We start from the raw sequence: 14,264 nt of genomic DNA on the forward strand, positions 1-14,264 counted from the left end.
GTCGTCGCGAGTCGAGGTGGGGAGTTGTGGGGATACGGGAAAGGCGGGAGCCACGGCGTTCGAACGTAGAGATCGACCGCCTGGTGGATCACCCGGCGCACCCGGATCATCCGAAAGACCACCCCAGGATTGGCATATCCGCTCCAGGTTACCGTCCCGGCCCCCGGCACTCGTTGACATATACGCATCACAGCGCCCTGAGGTGAGCGCGGGGCGCGCGGCTGGGACGATGGTCACGTCCGGCTCGCTGGTCGGGCTCCGTGAAACCCACATAAAGTGATGCAATGCGCACCAAGGACCTCCTGGCCGCCATCGCGACCGGCCTGTGGCGCTGGGACAACGCGACGGGTCGGGTGACCCTCGACGCGGAAGCGGCCCGGCTGCTCGGGCTGCCCGCGGAACCGACGGAGCTCAGCGAGGCCGCCGTGCGCTCCCGTTTTCATCCCGTCGACTTCGCCGAGATCAACGGCGTCATCAACCTGGCCCTCGCCGAGGAGACGCTCGCCGAGTCGCGGCTGCGCATCGTGGACGAGCGCGGCAGGGTCCTGCGGATCGTCCGTTCCCGCTCCCGCCCCCTGATCACCGACGGCGACTTCGAGCTGGTCGGCACCCTCCAGGAGGTCCCCGAGCCGCAGCCGGGCACCTCCGCCGCGCACACCCCCATCACCGGAGACTGGCGCCGCTCGCGCGAGGCGTTCCTGCTGGACGCGGGCCGGGCGCTGGCCGAGGCCGAGTCGACCGCCGAGGTGCTGCGGGTGGCGGCCGGGCTGTCCATGCCCGGGTTCATGCCGGACGGCCTGGCGGTCTTCGGTATCGAGGGCGACCGGGTGTCGGTCATCGGTCACCACGGCCACGAGCCCGGTGACGAGCGACCGTTCCTCGACATGCCGCTGGGCACCGGCTATCCGGCGGCCGAGGTGATAAGGACCGGCCGGGCGATCTACCTGCCCTCACCCGAGGAATACCGCCGCCGCTACCCGGCCACCTGGCCGCTGGCCGCCCGCTTCCGGCGCACCTCGTGGGCGTTCTTGCCGCTGGTCAACGCGGGCCGGACGATCGGTGCGTGGATGGCGGGGTTCAGCCAGCCGGTCGCCTTCACCCCCGACGAGCGGTCGGTGCTGACCACCGTCGCCCGGATGCTGGCGCAGGCCCTGGCCAGAGCCGGTGTGCAGGAGTCGCAGCAGGAGCTGGCGGTGGGCCTCCAGCGCAGCATGATGCCGACGGTGCAGCCGGACATCCCGGGGATGAAGGTCGCGGCCCGTTACGTCCCGACCGGCGGCGGGCTGGAGGTCGGCGGCGACTGGTACGACATGATTCCGCTGCCGTCCGGCCGGATCGCGCTGGTCATCGGCGATGTCCAGGGCCACGACGTACGGGCCGCGGGCCTGATGGGCCAGTTGCGGATCGCGCTGCGTGCCTACGCCTCCGAGGGCCACCACCCCGACGCGGTGCTCTCCCGCGCCTCCCGCTTCCTGGCCGGCATCAACGAGACGGAATCCCGCGGGCACGGCGAGGACCAGCGCTTCGCGACGTGCCTGTACATCGAGGTGGATCCGGCGACGGGGCTGCTGGACATCGCGCGGGCCGGCCACCCCGACCCGGCGATCCGGATGAGCGACGGAACGATGCTGATCCGCCCGACCTCGGGCGGTCTGCCGCTGGGCATCGACCCGGACAGCGACTACCCCACCACCCGGCTCGTCCTGGAGCCCGGCGAGACGATGCTGGTGTGCACCGACGGGCTGATCGAGACCGGCGGCCACGATCTGGAGACCGGCTGGGCGCGGCTGCGCGACATCATCGAGGCGCATGACGGCGGCGAGGACGGCGCGGCGCTGGAGCGGCTCGCCGACACCCTGGTCCAGGCCGTGCACGGGCCGTCATCGCACCACACCACCGGCCCGCTGGCCGACCGCCGCGAGGACGACATCGCGATGCTGCTGCTGTGCCGGGAGGGCGGAAGCTGCGGGGTGGGCACCGGCGGCCGGCTGGCGCAGCGGCCCGTACGGCGCACGGTCCTGACCGTCGCGCAGGCCGAGCCGGAGCGGATAGCGGAGGCCCGCCGGCAGGTGCGGGACGTGCTGCACGACTGGGCCGATCCCGACCAGGTCGACTCGGCGGTCCTGCTGGTCTCGGAGATGGTCACCAACGTCCTGACGCACACCGACGGGGACGCGCTGCTGGTCGCCGAGATCTCCGGGGAGCAGGGCGTCCGGCGGCTGCGCGTCGATGTCGCCGACGGCAGCGACGAACTACCGCACCGGCGCAGCCCCGGCGAGCTGGCGTCGTCGGGGCGCGGCCTGCTGCTGATGGACCTGCTGGCCGGCGCGTGGGGGGTCGATCCGCGCGGGGACGGCAAGTCGACGTGGTTCGAGATCTACGAGGACGCGGGCGTGGCGGCTCAGACGGCGCCGGACGGTTCCGGGCGGCGAGGACGGGCCGGTCAGGACGCGCCGGCCGGGTCCGGCGGGCTGTCCGGGCCCTCCGGTCCGGACGGGGCGCCGGACGGTCCCGGGGAGTCGGTCCCCGAGTCCGCCGCGTAGTGTCCGCGCAGTTCGTGGAGCACGCCGGAGACGGCCGCCGTCAGCGGCACGGACAGCAGCATGCCGAGGATTCCGGCGACGCTCGCGCCCGCGGTGATCGCCAGCATGACGGTCGCCGGGTGCATCTGGACCGTACGGCTCTGGATCATCGGCTGGAGGACATGGCCTTCGAGGACCTGCACGGCGAGGACGACGCCGACCGCCCACAGCGCGATGACGAAGCCGCGGTCGGCCAGTGCCACCAAGATCGCCACCGCACCGGAGATGAAGGCGCCCAGGTAGGGGATGTAGGCGCCGACGAAGACCAGCGCGCCCAGGCCGAAGGCGCCCGGCACCTGAAGGATCAGCAGGCCGACGGTGATGCACACCGCGTCGATCAGCGCGATGAAGGTGGTGCCGCGCATGAAGCCCTCGATGGCCTGGAAGCCGCGGCGGGCCATCCGCTCCAGTTGCGGCGCGGAGCCGCCCGGCGACCAGTCGTGCAGCGCGCGGACGGCCTTGGGCGAGTCCCGCAGGAAGAAGAAGGTCAGCAGCAGGGCCAGTACGGCCGCGGCGATGGCCTGCCCGACGATGCTGACCCCGGTCAGCAGGCCGGAGGCCGCCGTGCCGCCGAACTTGCCGAGCAGTTCCTTGGCGTTCGAGGCCAGGTCGTCCAGTGAGGTGCCGGCCGTCCCGAAGTGCTTGGAGAGGTCCTTGGCGGCGTCCTTGAGCGAGGCGATGATCTGGTCACCGGTGTCGACCAGCGCGCTGACGACGATGTAGCCGGCGCCGCCGACCACGATCAACAGGACCGCGCAGGTCAGCCCGGCCGCCAGCGACCGGTTGAGTCGCATCGCCACCAGTCGCCGGTAGAGCGGGCCGAGCAGCGCACTTCCCAGCAGGGCCAGCAGCACGGGTGTGACGGCCGCGCTCAGCGCGACGCACAGCCACACGCCGAGCGCCACCACGGCCGCGACCAGCAGCCCCACCGCGCACCAGGCCGCGGCGCGGCGTGCCTCGATCGGCAGCAGCGGCTGCTCGGGCAGCGGCCGGCCGTGGGGGGAGCCGCTCCGGTCGTGATCCGAGTCGTTTCGCACCCGGACAGTCCACCACGACCGCCCGCCGGCCAGCCGGTTTTGGCGCCGCGCGACCGCACCGAACACCCCGGGCACGCCGTGAGGGGCGGCGTTTCACGTGAAACGCCGCCCCTCCCCCCCCGCCGGCCTCTCAGCTCCGGCTCCCGCGCGGCATCAGGTCGCGTCGACGGGGATGGTCCCCAACCGGCCCGCCTGGAAGTCCTCGAAGGCCTGGGCCAGTTCGGCGTGGGTGTTCATCACGAACGGGCCGTAGTGCATCATCGGCTCGCGGATGGGCCGGCCGCCCAGGAGGACCACCTCGAAGTTGGGGCTGCGGGATTCCTGGATCTCGTCCGCACGGATGGTCAGTGAGTCGCCCGCACCACCGAAGACGACCGACTGGCCCATCCGGAAGGGCCGTCCGTCGGAACCGGCGGTGCCCCGTCCGGCCAGTCCGTAGGCGAGGGCGTTGAAGTCCGCGCGCCAGGGCAGGGTCAGTTGGGCGCCGGGGTTCAGCGAGATGTGCATCATCGTGATCGGTGTGTGGGTGATGCCGGGGCCCTGGTGGCCGTCGAGATCACCGGCGATCAGCCGGAGCAGCGCGCCACCGTCGGCGGAGGTGAGCAGTTTGACGTTGCCGCGGCCGATGTCCTGGTAGCGGGGCGCCATCATCTTGTCGCTCTTGGGCAGGTTGACCCACAACTGGAGGCCGTGGAAGAGGCCGCCGCTCGTGACGAGTTCCTCCGGCGGGGCCTCGATGTGCAGCAGGCCGGAGCCGGCCGTCATCCACTGGGTGTCACCGTCGTTGATCACGCCACCGCCGCCGTGCGAGTCGCGGTGCACGAAGGTGCCGTCGATCAGATACGTCACGGTCTCGAATCCGCGGTGCGGGTGCCAGGGCGTGCCCTTGGGCTCTCCGGGCGCGTACTCCACCTCACCCATCTGATCCATCATGATGAACGGGTCGAGGTGCTGGTAGTCGATACCGGCGAACGCCCGGCGGACGGGGAAGCCCTCGCCCTCGAAGCCGCTCGGAGCGGTGACCACGGCGAGGACGGGACGCGTGCGGGCCGCGGCGGGGGCCGCCACACGGGGCAGGGTCAGCGGGTTCTCTACGGTCACAGCGGGCATGACGGCCTCCTCGGTCGTTCGTCATCCAAGTTAGTTGAACTCTGAACAACCTGCAAGGCGTGCCGCATTCCCGCCCGCGTTCACGCAGGTCAGACAGGGTGGTGCCGGGATCCACGGCCGCGGCAGCGCGACGGCCCGGCGGCGGCTCAGCCGTACATGCGGCGCATCGCGAAGTCGACCATCTGCTCCACGGCCTTGGCGTCGAAGACCATCCGGTGGTCGCCCTCCATGTCGAGGACGAAGCCGTAGCCGGTCGGCAGCAGGTCGAGCACCTCGGCGCCGGTGATCACGAAGTACTTGGACTCCTTGCCCGCGTAACGGCGCAGCTCCTTGAGCGAGGTGAACATCGGGATCACCGGCTGCTGGGTGTTGTGCAGCGCCAGGAAGCCGGGGTTCTCCCCGCGCGGGCAGTAGATCTTGGACGTGGAGAAGATGCCCTGGAAGTCCTCGGCCGACATGGAGCCGGTCGTGAAGGCGCGCACCGCGTCGGCGAGGGAGGGCGGGGACGGCTCGGGATACAGCGGCTGCTGGCCGTAGCCCCCGGGGGCCGGTTGCTGCGGCGGGGGCTGCGGCGCACCGTACTGCTGCTGCCCGGCACCCGCGTTCTGGTCGTAGCCGTACATGCGGCACAGCGTACTGAGTCGGCGGGGCCCGCACCGGCCGCCGGCCGAAGCCGGCCGGGATCGGACCGGCGGCCCACCGGGGGAGGAACCGCGCCGCCGCCCGGCAAGGGACGCTCGTCACAGATGTGCGGTTAGGGGTTGCTTCTTATTACCCGTGGGTAGCATCATCGTAGCTACTTGCCGGTATTGCGTTTTGAGGTCCCTCCTCCCGAGCCTTTACGGAGCTGTACCCATGGGCCACTACAAGTCGAATCTCCGCGACATCGAGTTCAACCTCTTCGAGGTGCTCGGCCGCGACAGCGTGTATGGCACCGGACCGTTCGCGGAGATGGACGTCGACACCGCCAAGAGCGTGCTCGCCGAGATCGCGCGACTGTCCGAGAACGAGCTGGCGGACTCCTTCGCCGACGCCGACCGCAATCCGCCGGTGTTCGACCCCGAGACCAACACCGCGCCGGTTCCGGACACGTTCAAGAAGAGCTACCAGGCGTACATGGACGCCGAATGGTGGCGTCTGGGCATCCCGGAGGAGATCGGCGGCACCACCGCGCCGCGCTCGCTGCTGTGGGGCTTCGCCGAGACGATCCTGGGCTCGAACCCGGCCGTGTGGATGTACTCCTCCGGCCCGGCGTTCGCCGGCGTGCTCTTCGAGGAGGGCACCGAGCAGCAGAAGCACATCGCCAAGGTCGCGGTGGACAAGGGCTGGGGCTCCACCATGGTGCTGACCGAGCCCGACGCGGGCTCCGACGTCGGCGCCGGCCGCACCAAGGCCGTCAAGCAGGAGGACGGCTCCTGGCACATCGAGGGCGTGAAGCGCTTCATCACCTCCGGCGAGCACGACATGTCGGAGAACATCCTTCACTACGTCCTCGCCCGCCCCGAGGGCCACGGCCCGGGCACCAAGGGCCTGTCGCTCTTCCTCGTCCCGAAGTTCGAGTTCGACTTCGAGACCGGCGAGCTGGGCGCCCGTAACGGCGTCTACGCGACCAACGTCGAGCACAAGATGGGCCTGAAGGCGTCCAACACCTGCGAGATGACCTTCGGCGACCGCCACCCCGCCAAGGGCTGGCTCATCGGCGAGAAGCACGACGGCATCCGCCAGATGTTCCGGATCATCGAGTTCGCCCGGATGATGGTCGGCACGAAGGCCATCGCGACCCTGTCGACCGGCTACCTCAACGCCCTGGAGTACGCCAAGGAGCGCGTGCAGGGCCCGGACCTGGCCGCCTTCACCGACAAGAGCGCGCCCCGCGTCACCATCACCCACCACCCCGACGTGCGCCGCTCGCTGATGACGCAGAAGGCGTACGCCGAGGGCATGCGCGCCCTGGTGCTCTACACCGCGACGGTCCAGGACGAGATCCTGATCAAGGAGGCCGCGGGCGAGGACGCCAGTGCCGAGAACCGCCTCAACGACCTGCTCCTGCCGATCGTGAAGGGCTACGGCTCGGAGAAGTCCTACGAGCAGCTCGCGCAGTCGCTCCAGACCTTCGGCGGCTCCGGCTACCTCCAGGAGTACCCGATCGAGCAGTACATCCGGGACTCCAAGATCGACACGCTCTACGAGGGCACCACCGCCATCCAGGGCCAGGACTTCTTCTTCCGGAAGATCGTCCGCGACCAGGGCCAGGCGCTGACCGTCCTGTCCGAGGAGATCAAGAAGTTCCTCGCCGACGGCGTGGGCGGTGCGGAGCTGGAGCAGGCCCGCGGCGAGCTGGCCAAGGCCGCCGCCGACCTGGAGGCGATCGTCGGCACCATGCTGACCGACCTCGCCGCCACGGAGAAGGACGTCAAGTCCATCTACAAGGTGGGCCTGAACACCACCCGCCTGCTGATGGCCTCCGGCGATGTCGTCATCGGCTACCTCCTCCTCAAGGGCGCGGCAGTCGCCCACGAGAAGCTGGCCGGCGCCTCGACGAAGGACAAGTCCTTCTACACCGGCAAGATCGCCGCGGCGAAGTTCTTCGCCCACAACGTCCTGCCGGGCGTCTCCGTCCAGCGCGGCCTGGCCGAGTCCGTCGACCAGTCCCTGATGGAGCTCGACGAAGCCGCGTTCTAGAAGAACCCGCGATCCCGGCGCCCTGACGATCTTTCTTAGAGGTCTCTCAGAATCGGCGTCCAGACTGACGGTGCCCGTCTCCCTTCCCCCGGGGAGGCGGGCACCGTCGTCTGCGTGAAGAGCCGGCGCCGCCCGGCCCGGCCGCCCCGAGCGGCGGAATCCCGTACTCCGCCGGTGATTTCGGTGTGCGATGCAGCGATCGTGGCCGGAAGGGAGCGGCGTCACGTACCGCGGGCGCGGGGAATGGGGGGTCTTCCTCCTTATGCTGAATCCATGAGCCACTCCGCCCGCTTCGATCGCGGCCACACCGACGACCTGATGTCCTTCCTCGCCGCCAGCCCGTCGCCGTACCACGCGGTGGCGAACGCGGCGGAGCGGCTGGAGAAGGCCGGCTTCCGGCAGGTGGCGGAGACCGATAGCTGGGACGGCGAGAGCGGCGGCAAGTACGTGCTGCGCGGCGGCGCGATCATCGCCTGGTACATCCCGGAGGGCGCCGGCCCCGCGACTCCGTACCGGATTGTGGGGGCTCATACCGACTCTCCCAATCTGCGCGTCAAGCCGATCCCGGACACCGGCGCCCGCGGTTGGCGGCAGGTCGCCGTCGAGATCTACGGCGGCACCCTGCTCAACACCTGGCTCGACCGCGACCTCGGGCTCAGCGGCCGCGTCACCCTGCGCGACGGCGGCAACCGGCTCGTCAACGTCGACCGCGCCCTGATGCGCGTACCCCAACTCGCCGTGCACCTCGACCGATCGGTGAACGCCGACGGGCTCAAGCTCGACAAACAGCGCCACATGACGCCGATCTGGGGCCTGGGCGAGGTCTCCGAGGGCGATCTGATCGCGTTCGTCGCCCAGGAGATCGGCGTGCCGGCCGACGACATCCGCGGCTGGGACCTCATGGCGCACAGCATCGAACCGCCCGCCTACCTGGGCCGCGACCACGAACTGGTCGCCGGCCCCCGGATGGACAACCTGCTGTCGGTGCACGCCGGTACGGCCGCGCTCACCGCCGCGGCGGCCGGCGGCGAGCTGACCACCATCCCGGTACTGGCCGCCTTCGACCACGAGGAGAACGGCAGCCAGTCCGACACCGGCGCCGACGGCCCGCTCCTCGGCACCGTCCTGGAGCGCTCGGTCTTCGCGCGCGGCGGCTCCTACGAGGACCGGGCCCGCGCCTTCGCCGGCACCGTCTGCCTGTCCTCCGACACCGGCCACGCCGTCCACCCCAACTACGGCGAGCGGCACGAGCCGGGGCACCACCCGATGCCCAACGGCGGCCCCATCCTCAAGGTCAACGTCAACCAGCGCTACGCCACCGACGGCAGCGGACGGGCCGTGTTCGCCGACGCCTGCGAGCGGGCCGGCGTGCCGTGGCAGTCCTTCGTGTCGAACAACTCGATGCCGTGCGGGACGACCATCGGCCCGATCACCGCCGCCCGGCACGGCATCGCGACCGTCGACATCGGCGTCGCGATCCTCTCCATGCACTCGGCGCGCGAACTGTGCGGCTCCGAGGACCCGTACCTGCTCGCGAACGCCCTGACGGCCTTCCTGGAGGGCTGAGTTGGAATTCTCACTGCTGGGCCCGATCGCCGTGGCGACCGGCTCCGGGGAGCTGCCGCTCGGGCCCGCCAAACGGCGCAGCGTCCTCGCGCTGCTGCTGTTGCAGCCCAACACCACCGTCCCGCTGGAGCAGTTGATCGACTCCCTGTGGGAGGACGAGCCGCCCGAACACGCCCGTACGGTCGTCCAGGGGCACGTCTCGCGGCTGCGCGCCACCCTGGCGGAGGGGGGCGCGGACGCGTACGGCATCGAGCTGGCCACCCACGGCTCGGCGTATCTGCTGCGGCTGCCCGAGGAGCTGATCGACGCCCACCGGTTCGGTGAACTGGTGGCGCTGGCCCGGCCCGAGGCGGCGCCGGCCGACGCCGTGCCGCTGCTGCGGGAAGCGCTGGGGCTGTGGCGCGGCCCGGCGCTGACCGGCACGGTCACCAGCCCGCCGTTCGCCGCCGCCGCGCACGCCCTGGAGGAGCGCAGGCTGACGGCCGTCGAGGCGCTCGCCCGCGCGCACGGCGCACTCGGCGACCACGAGCAGGCCGCCGCCATCCTCTACTCCGCCGCGGTCAACCACCCGCTGCGGGAGGGGCTGATCGCCGCGCTGATGCGGGCGCTGTTCCAGGCGGGACGGCAGTCCGACGCGCTGGAGTGGTTCCACCGCACCCGCCGGCTGCTCAGCGAGGAGCTGGGAGTCGACCCCGGGGAACGTCTCGGCGGCGCGTACGAGGAGATCCTGCGGGCGGAGGCGGCGGACCGGCGCAAGGCCGCGCCCGGGCCGGCGGCGGGAGGCGGGGCGCGTGCGGCTCGTACGCCGGCGGCCGACGGGGCGCGGACGGCTGGTACTCCGGCGGCCGACGGGGCCGGTCCCGCCGCCGATGAGGGGCGGGTGCCGGTGCAGGGCGGCGCCGGCGCACGCGAGACCGCCGGACGCGCGGTGGCCGCGCCCCGGCTGCTGCCCCGTCCGCCCGCCCGCTTCCTGGGCCGCGAGCATCAACTCGCCGCGCTCAGCGAGGCGTTGACGGACCGCGGCACGGGCGAGAGTCCGCTGGCGGTGGTCGCCGGGCCGGCCGGCGTCGGCAAGACCGCCTGCGCCGTGCAGTGGGCGCATCTGCGCGCCGCGGCCTTCCCCGACGGGCAGCTCTTCGCCGACCTGCGCGGATTCGGCGAGGGCGACGAGGCGGCGCCGGCCGAGATCCTGCGCGACTTCCTGCTCGCCCTGGGCACGCCGCCGGAGCGGGTACCGAACTCGGCACAGGCCGCCTCGGCCCTGTTCCGGTCGCTGGTGGCCGACCGTCGGCTGCTCGTCGTCCTGGACAACGCCCGCAGCTCCGCACAGGTCCGCCCGCTGCTGCCCGGCGGCCCGCGGTGCGCCACGGTCGTCACCAGCCGCAGCCGGCTCGACGGCCTGGTCGCCACCGACTGCGCCCGCCCGGTGGGCCTCCAGGTGCTCGGCCACGAGGAGGGCGCGGCGCTGCTCGGCGCGATGCTCGGGCCGGAGCGGGTCGCCGAGGACCCGGCCGCCGCCCGGGAACTGGTCGCGCTGTGCGACGGCCTGCCGCTGGCCCTGCGGGCCGCCGCCGCCCAGCTCACCGCCCGGCCGCGCTGGCGGCTGGCCCGGCTGGCCGCGGCACTGCGCGACGAACGGCGGCGCCTGGCGCTGCTGTCGGCGGAGGACACCGGGATCGCGGCGGCGCTGCGGATGTCCGTCGCCCGGCTGTCGGCGGATGACGCGCGGCTGCTGTCCGCCCTGGCGACCAGCGCGGACGGGCACCTGAACGCGTCCGTGGCGGCGGCGCTCGCCGGTTACGACCCGGAGCGGACCCAGGACGGCCTGGACCGGCTCGCTGAGATGCACCTGGTGGATGAAGAGGCCACGGACGTCTACACGATCAGCACGCTGACGCAGCTTTTCGCGCGGGACGAGCGGGGGGAGACGGGGGAGCGAGGGGAGGGGGGCCAGCGAGGCGATGGGTGAGCGGGGCGTTAGGCGGGCGTTAGTGGCGCGGCAGCGGTGGTCGGCAGTCTTGGGCCACACCGCACCCACGCCATCGCCTCTCGGGGGAGACCGAAATGCCCGCACGCACCACTCGTACCGTCCGCCGCCGCACGCCGCTGATCGCCGCCGCCGGTCTGACCGCCGCCGCCGCGCTCACGCTCACCGCCTGCGGGGGCCAGTCCGGCAGCCCGCTCAAGACCACCGACGCCAAGCCGTACCACCCCGCCTCCCAGGGCGAGGCGAAGCAGGCGTCCACCGGTCACGGCGGTGCCGGGCGCGGTGACAACGACAACGGCCAGGGCGTGGCCGGACAGGGCACAGCCGGTCAGGGCGCGTCCGGCCCGAGTGCGTCCGGACAGAGTGCGGGCCGTCGGACCACGGGCGCCGAGGACGCGGGCGTACGGCACGCCGCCTGTGACGCCACGAAGATCCGCATCGTGGCGAAGCCCCTCAACCGGCCGGTCAATCACCTGCTGCTGGTGGCCACCAACACCTCCGGCGCCACCTGCGACCTCTACGCCGCCCCCTACCCGCGCTTCGACGCCGCGCAGTCCCCGCTGCCCGGCCTCCCGGAGAGCAAGCCGCAGGCCGTCGTCACCCTCGCCCCGGGCGCGTCCGGTTACGCCGCCGTGATGACCTCCGCCGCGGACGGCTCCGGCCGCCACGGGCGCAACGCCACCTCTCTGACGGTGAGCCTGCCCGGCCGCGACGGCAAGGGCAGCATCGGGGGCCCGGCACGGGTCGCGCTGCCGGGCGGCTCGGCGTACGTCGATGACAGCGCCTGGGTGACGTACTGGCAGACGAACGCGAGCGACGCCACCACCTGGTAGGCCACCGGGACGGTGGTCCACCCCCTCGAAAACCCACTCCTCGAAGGGCCACTCCGGGAGGCCCACCCCCGAAAGTCCGCTCCTCGAAGGTCCGCTCCTCGAAGGTCCGCTGCCTCACATCAGGGCGCCCGCACCCCGCGCGGGCGCCCTTTCGCGTCCCCGCCGGCCCCACGGACGTCCCGTCATGTCCCACCAAGGCACCGCCGACGTCCCGTACTCGCCCCCGCCCGGTCAGGTCTTCGCAGGTCAGCGGCCTCGCGCGGGCGCGGGATGTCCCACGGGACACCGATGCCGCGGTCGGCGGCCGATACCCGTCCCACTATGAATCCGCCGCTTCGGCGAGGACCGGACCGGTAGGGAAGGGACCGGACCGGTAGGGAGAGGACTGGTATGCACGAGCGCAGGAGCACGCGTTTCCCCGCGCGCCGCACAGCCGCCGCGGGCGGAGTCACCGTCGCCGTCGCCGCGTTCGCGACGTTCGCGGGGTTCGCCGACACCGGGGTCGCCGGATTGGCCGGCACCGCCCGTGCCGCCGACGCCGACGCCGTAGGGCGGGCGGCGGCCGACTTCCCCACCTGGGGCACGCGGTGGGTGGTGCACGCCACCGCCGACACCCGCTCGCCCGCCGTCGGCATGCTCAACACGTCCGGCGAGGGCCAGGACCGGATAACCGCCGACTACCAGGTCGACACCGGGCGCCGGGCGTGCGAGGGCAGCGCCTGCTCGACCTTCATGGCGCACATCACCGGGCCGGTCAGCGGCTTCCTCAGCGTCGTCGCGGTGGACATACCGCAGGACCGGCTGCCGGGCGTGCCGGTACGGGGCGGCGAGCCGCCGCGGCCGCCGCGCCCCGGTGGGTCCCGCCAGGAGACGCTCGCCCGGGCCGCCACCTGGCTGACCGCCGACCACGGCGCCCAAGTGCCGTACAGCCAGGCCGAGATCTGGAAGGACGGCTACCGCCAGGACTGCTCGGGCTATGCGGCGATGGCGCTCGGGCTGCCGGCGCCCGGCACGAACACCGTGGGCCTGGCCACCGACCGCGCCCTGACCCGCCCCATCGCGGTGAGCGAACTGGCGCCCGGTGACCTGCTCATCGACGCGGCGGGCGACAGCGACAACCGGCATGTCGTGATCTTCGAGAAGTGGAACGACGACGCGCACTCGTCCTACACGGCCTACGAACAGCGCGGCGGCCACGGCACCGACCACCGGACGCTGACCTACGGACTGCCGGGCGGCGACGCCGCGTTCACGCCCTACCGGCCCGTGCTGTTCGGCGACTGACCGGCCTCGTCCGGCCCGGGCGCCCTCGCCAGCCCGGTCGCCCTCGGCAACCCGGCCGGCTGAACCGGCTCACCGGCCGGCCCGCTTCGGCGCGGTGAATTTCACGGACTGATCCGGTTCCGATCCGGATCGTGTAACGAGGGGCACTTCCGCCACAGGGGAGCGGAAGTGCCCCTCGCGCGCGCATGGCCGCTGTGCTGGAATGCCAGACGTGCCCGGCAATCCGAATCACGCCGCAAATGCCCGTCGTAAGCCCCTGGCCCCACTCCCCGACGATCTGTCCGGACCCGTACGGGACTTCGTCGCCGCCCTGCGCCGCATGCACGGCGAACTGGGTTGCAGCCTCAAGGAATTGGAGAGCCGGCTGCCCGCCAGCCGGTCCTCCCTCTCGCGCTACCTGCGCGGCCAGAGCCTGCCCGACGAACGGCTGCTGGTGCGGTGGTGCAAGCTCTCGTTCACCGGCGAGGACCGGCTGCCGGCCCTCGTGGAGCTGCTGCACCGCGCTCAGGAAGCCGCCCCGCAAGGCACACAAGTCACACAAGGCGCACAGGCCACACAAGCCCCGCAGACCACGCAGACCGAGCAGACCGAGCAGACCGAGCAGACCGAGCGAGCCACGCAGACCGCGCACCCCGCGCCACCGTCCGCCCGGCGGCGGCTGCCGCTCGTCCTCGCCGCGGTCGGCACCACCGCCGTCCTGGCCGCCGCCGCGCTCGCCGTCCCGGCACTGACCGGGTCCGAGCGGGACGCCTCGCCAGGCGGCGGCCGGGCCCCGGACGCGCGGACCGCGTCCACCGGCTCCGCCCGGATCACCGTCCACAACATCGAACGGGCCTGCCGCGGCAGCCGCGCCACGGAGTGCGGCCTCGGCCTGGCGCGCGACCCGTATCTGCCCTACCGCCGCTCCAACGTGGCGGGCCGTGTCTGGCACGGCGAGGTGCTGCACGCCCTGTGCCGCATCGCCGACGGGACCACGATCACCGACGAGGTGGGCGGGCACAGCAGCATGTGGTTCCGGATCGCACACGACGGCGGGCAGCTATGGGTGCCGGGCATCAGGATCCGCCCCGAACAACTGGAGAACACCGCACTACCCCGCTGCCCGAATTGATCTTGCTCCCTCCGCACCCGCCTGACCTGCACCGACGCGGTGTTCGCAAACCCGCCCTGGCGGATCGGACGC

10 protein-coding genes are annotated in these 14,264 nt (G+C 72.3%); 7 read left to right on the forward strand and 3 right to left on the reverse strand.

Annotated features, from left to right (window positions below; all coding sequences use genetic code 11):
- Positions 1 to 284 precede the first annotated feature (284 nt).
- Positions 285 to 2,543 (forward strand): ATP-binding SpoIIE family protein phosphatase, encoded by a 2,259-nt coding sequence (locus ACZ45Z_RS25830; RefSeq protein WP_468366822.1) that lies wholly within the window; start codon positions 285 to 287, stop codon positions 2,541 to 2,543.
- Here the strand turns inward: ACZ45Z_RS25830 and ACZ45Z_RS25835 are convergent.
- The 3 genes from ACZ45Z_RS25835 to ACZ45Z_RS25845 form a co-directional block, all read right to left on the reverse strand.
- Complete coding sequence (locus tag ACZ45Z_RS25835) at positions 2,444 to 3,619, reverse strand: AI-2E family transporter (protein ID WP_468366824.1); 1,176 nt, start codon at positions 3,617 to 3,619, stop codon at positions 2,444 to 2,446. The two genes, ACZ45Z_RS25830 and ACZ45Z_RS25835, sit on opposite strands and share 100 nt — an antisense overlap.
- A gap of 153 nt (positions 3,620 to 3,772) precedes the next feature.
- A complete protein-coding gene (locus ACZ45Z_RS25840) occupies positions 3,773 to 4,729 on the reverse strand; it encodes a pirin family protein (protein WP_468366827.1) in 957 nt (318 codons plus the stop codon).
- 146 nt (positions 4,730 to 4,875) lie between these two features.
- Positions 4,876 to 5,352: an SseB family protein gene (locus ACZ45Z_RS25845; RefSeq protein ID WP_468366829.1), complete on the reverse strand. Its 477-nt coding sequence runs from the start codon at positions 5,350 to 5,352 to the stop codon at positions 4,876 to 4,878.
- Between the two features lie 232 nt (positions 5,353 to 5,584).
- Between ACZ45Z_RS25845 and ACZ45Z_RS25850 the strand changes: the two genes are divergently transcribed.
- From ACZ45Z_RS25850 to ACZ45Z_RS25875, 6 genes are all read left to right on the forward strand, one after another.
- On the forward strand, positions 5,585 to 7,411 hold the full coding sequence (locus tag ACZ45Z_RS25850) for an acyl-CoA dehydrogenase (protein ID WP_468366831.1): 1,827 nt from the start codon (positions 5,585 to 5,587) through the stop codon (positions 7,409 to 7,411).
- Between the two features lie 273 nt (positions 7,412 to 7,684).
- A complete protein-coding gene (locus tag ACZ45Z_RS25855; RefSeq protein ID WP_468366834.1) occupies positions 7,685 to 8,977 on the forward strand; it encodes a M18 family aminopeptidase in 1,293 nt (430 codons plus the stop codon).
- Position 8,978: 1 nt separating this feature from the next.
- Complete coding sequence (locus tag ACZ45Z_RS25860) at positions 8,979 to 10,946, forward strand: AfsR/SARP family transcriptional regulator (RefSeq protein WP_468366837.1); 1,968 nt, start codon at positions 8,979 to 8,981, stop codon at positions 10,944 to 10,946.
- Positions 10,947 to 11,041: 95 nt separating this feature from the next.
- A complete protein-coding gene (locus tag ACZ45Z_RS25865) occupies positions 11,042 to 11,797 on the forward strand; it encodes a DUF4232 domain-containing protein (RefSeq protein WP_468366840.1) in 756 nt (251 codons plus the stop codon).
- A gap of 390 nt (positions 11,798 to 12,187) precedes the next feature.
- A complete protein-coding gene (locus tag ACZ45Z_RS25870; RefSeq protein ID WP_468366843.1) occupies positions 12,188 to 13,081 on the forward strand; it encodes a hypothetical protein in 894 nt (297 codons plus the stop codon).
- 202 nt (positions 13,082 to 13,283) lie between these two features.
- Positions 13,284 to 14,192, forward strand: coding sequence for a helix-turn-helix domain-containing protein (locus tag ACZ45Z_RS25875; protein ID WP_468366845.1), 909 nt, complete (start codon positions 13,284 to 13,286; stop codon positions 14,190 to 14,192).
- The last annotated feature ends 72 nt before the right edge of the window (positions 14,193 to 14,264 follow it).

The organism is Streptomyces sp. NPDC031210 (assembly GCF_055570395.1).

What these genes read in the sequence shown, in the direction of transcription:
- ACZ45Z_RS25855 (WP_468366834.1), top strand. Translation starts at nt 7,685, where the DNA reads ATGAGCCACTCCGCCCGCTTCGATCGCGGCCACACCGACGACCTGATG.
- ACZ45Z_RS25845 (WP_468366829.1), bottom strand. Translation starts at nt 5,352, where the DNA reads ATGTACGGCTACGACCAGAACGCGGGTGCCGGGCAGCAGCAGTACGGT.
- ACZ45Z_RS25850 (WP_468366831.1), top strand. Translation starts at nt 5,585, where the DNA reads ATGGGCCACTACAAGTCGAATCTCCGCGACATCGAGTTCAACCTCTTC.
- ACZ45Z_RS25830 (WP_468366822.1), top strand. Translation starts at nt 285, where the DNA reads ATGCGCACCAAGGACCTCCTGGCCGCCATCGCGACCGGCCTGTGGCGC.
- ACZ45Z_RS25840 (WP_468366827.1), bottom strand. Translation starts at nt 4,729, where the DNA reads ATGCCCGCTGTGACCGTAGAGAACCCGCTGACCCTGCCCCGTGTGGCG.
- ACZ45Z_RS25870 (WP_468366843.1), top strand. Translation starts at nt 12,188, where the DNA reads ATGCACGAGCGCAGGAGCACGCGTTTCCCCGCGCGCCGCACAGCCGCC.
- ACZ45Z_RS25865 (WP_468366840.1), top strand. Translation starts at nt 11,042, where the DNA reads ATGCCCGCACGCACCACTCGTACCGTCCGCCGCCGCACGCCGCTGATC.
- ACZ45Z_RS25875 (WP_468366845.1), top strand. Translation starts at nt 13,284, where the DNA reads ATGCCAGACGTGCCCGGCAATCCGAATCACGCCGCAAATGCCCGTCGT.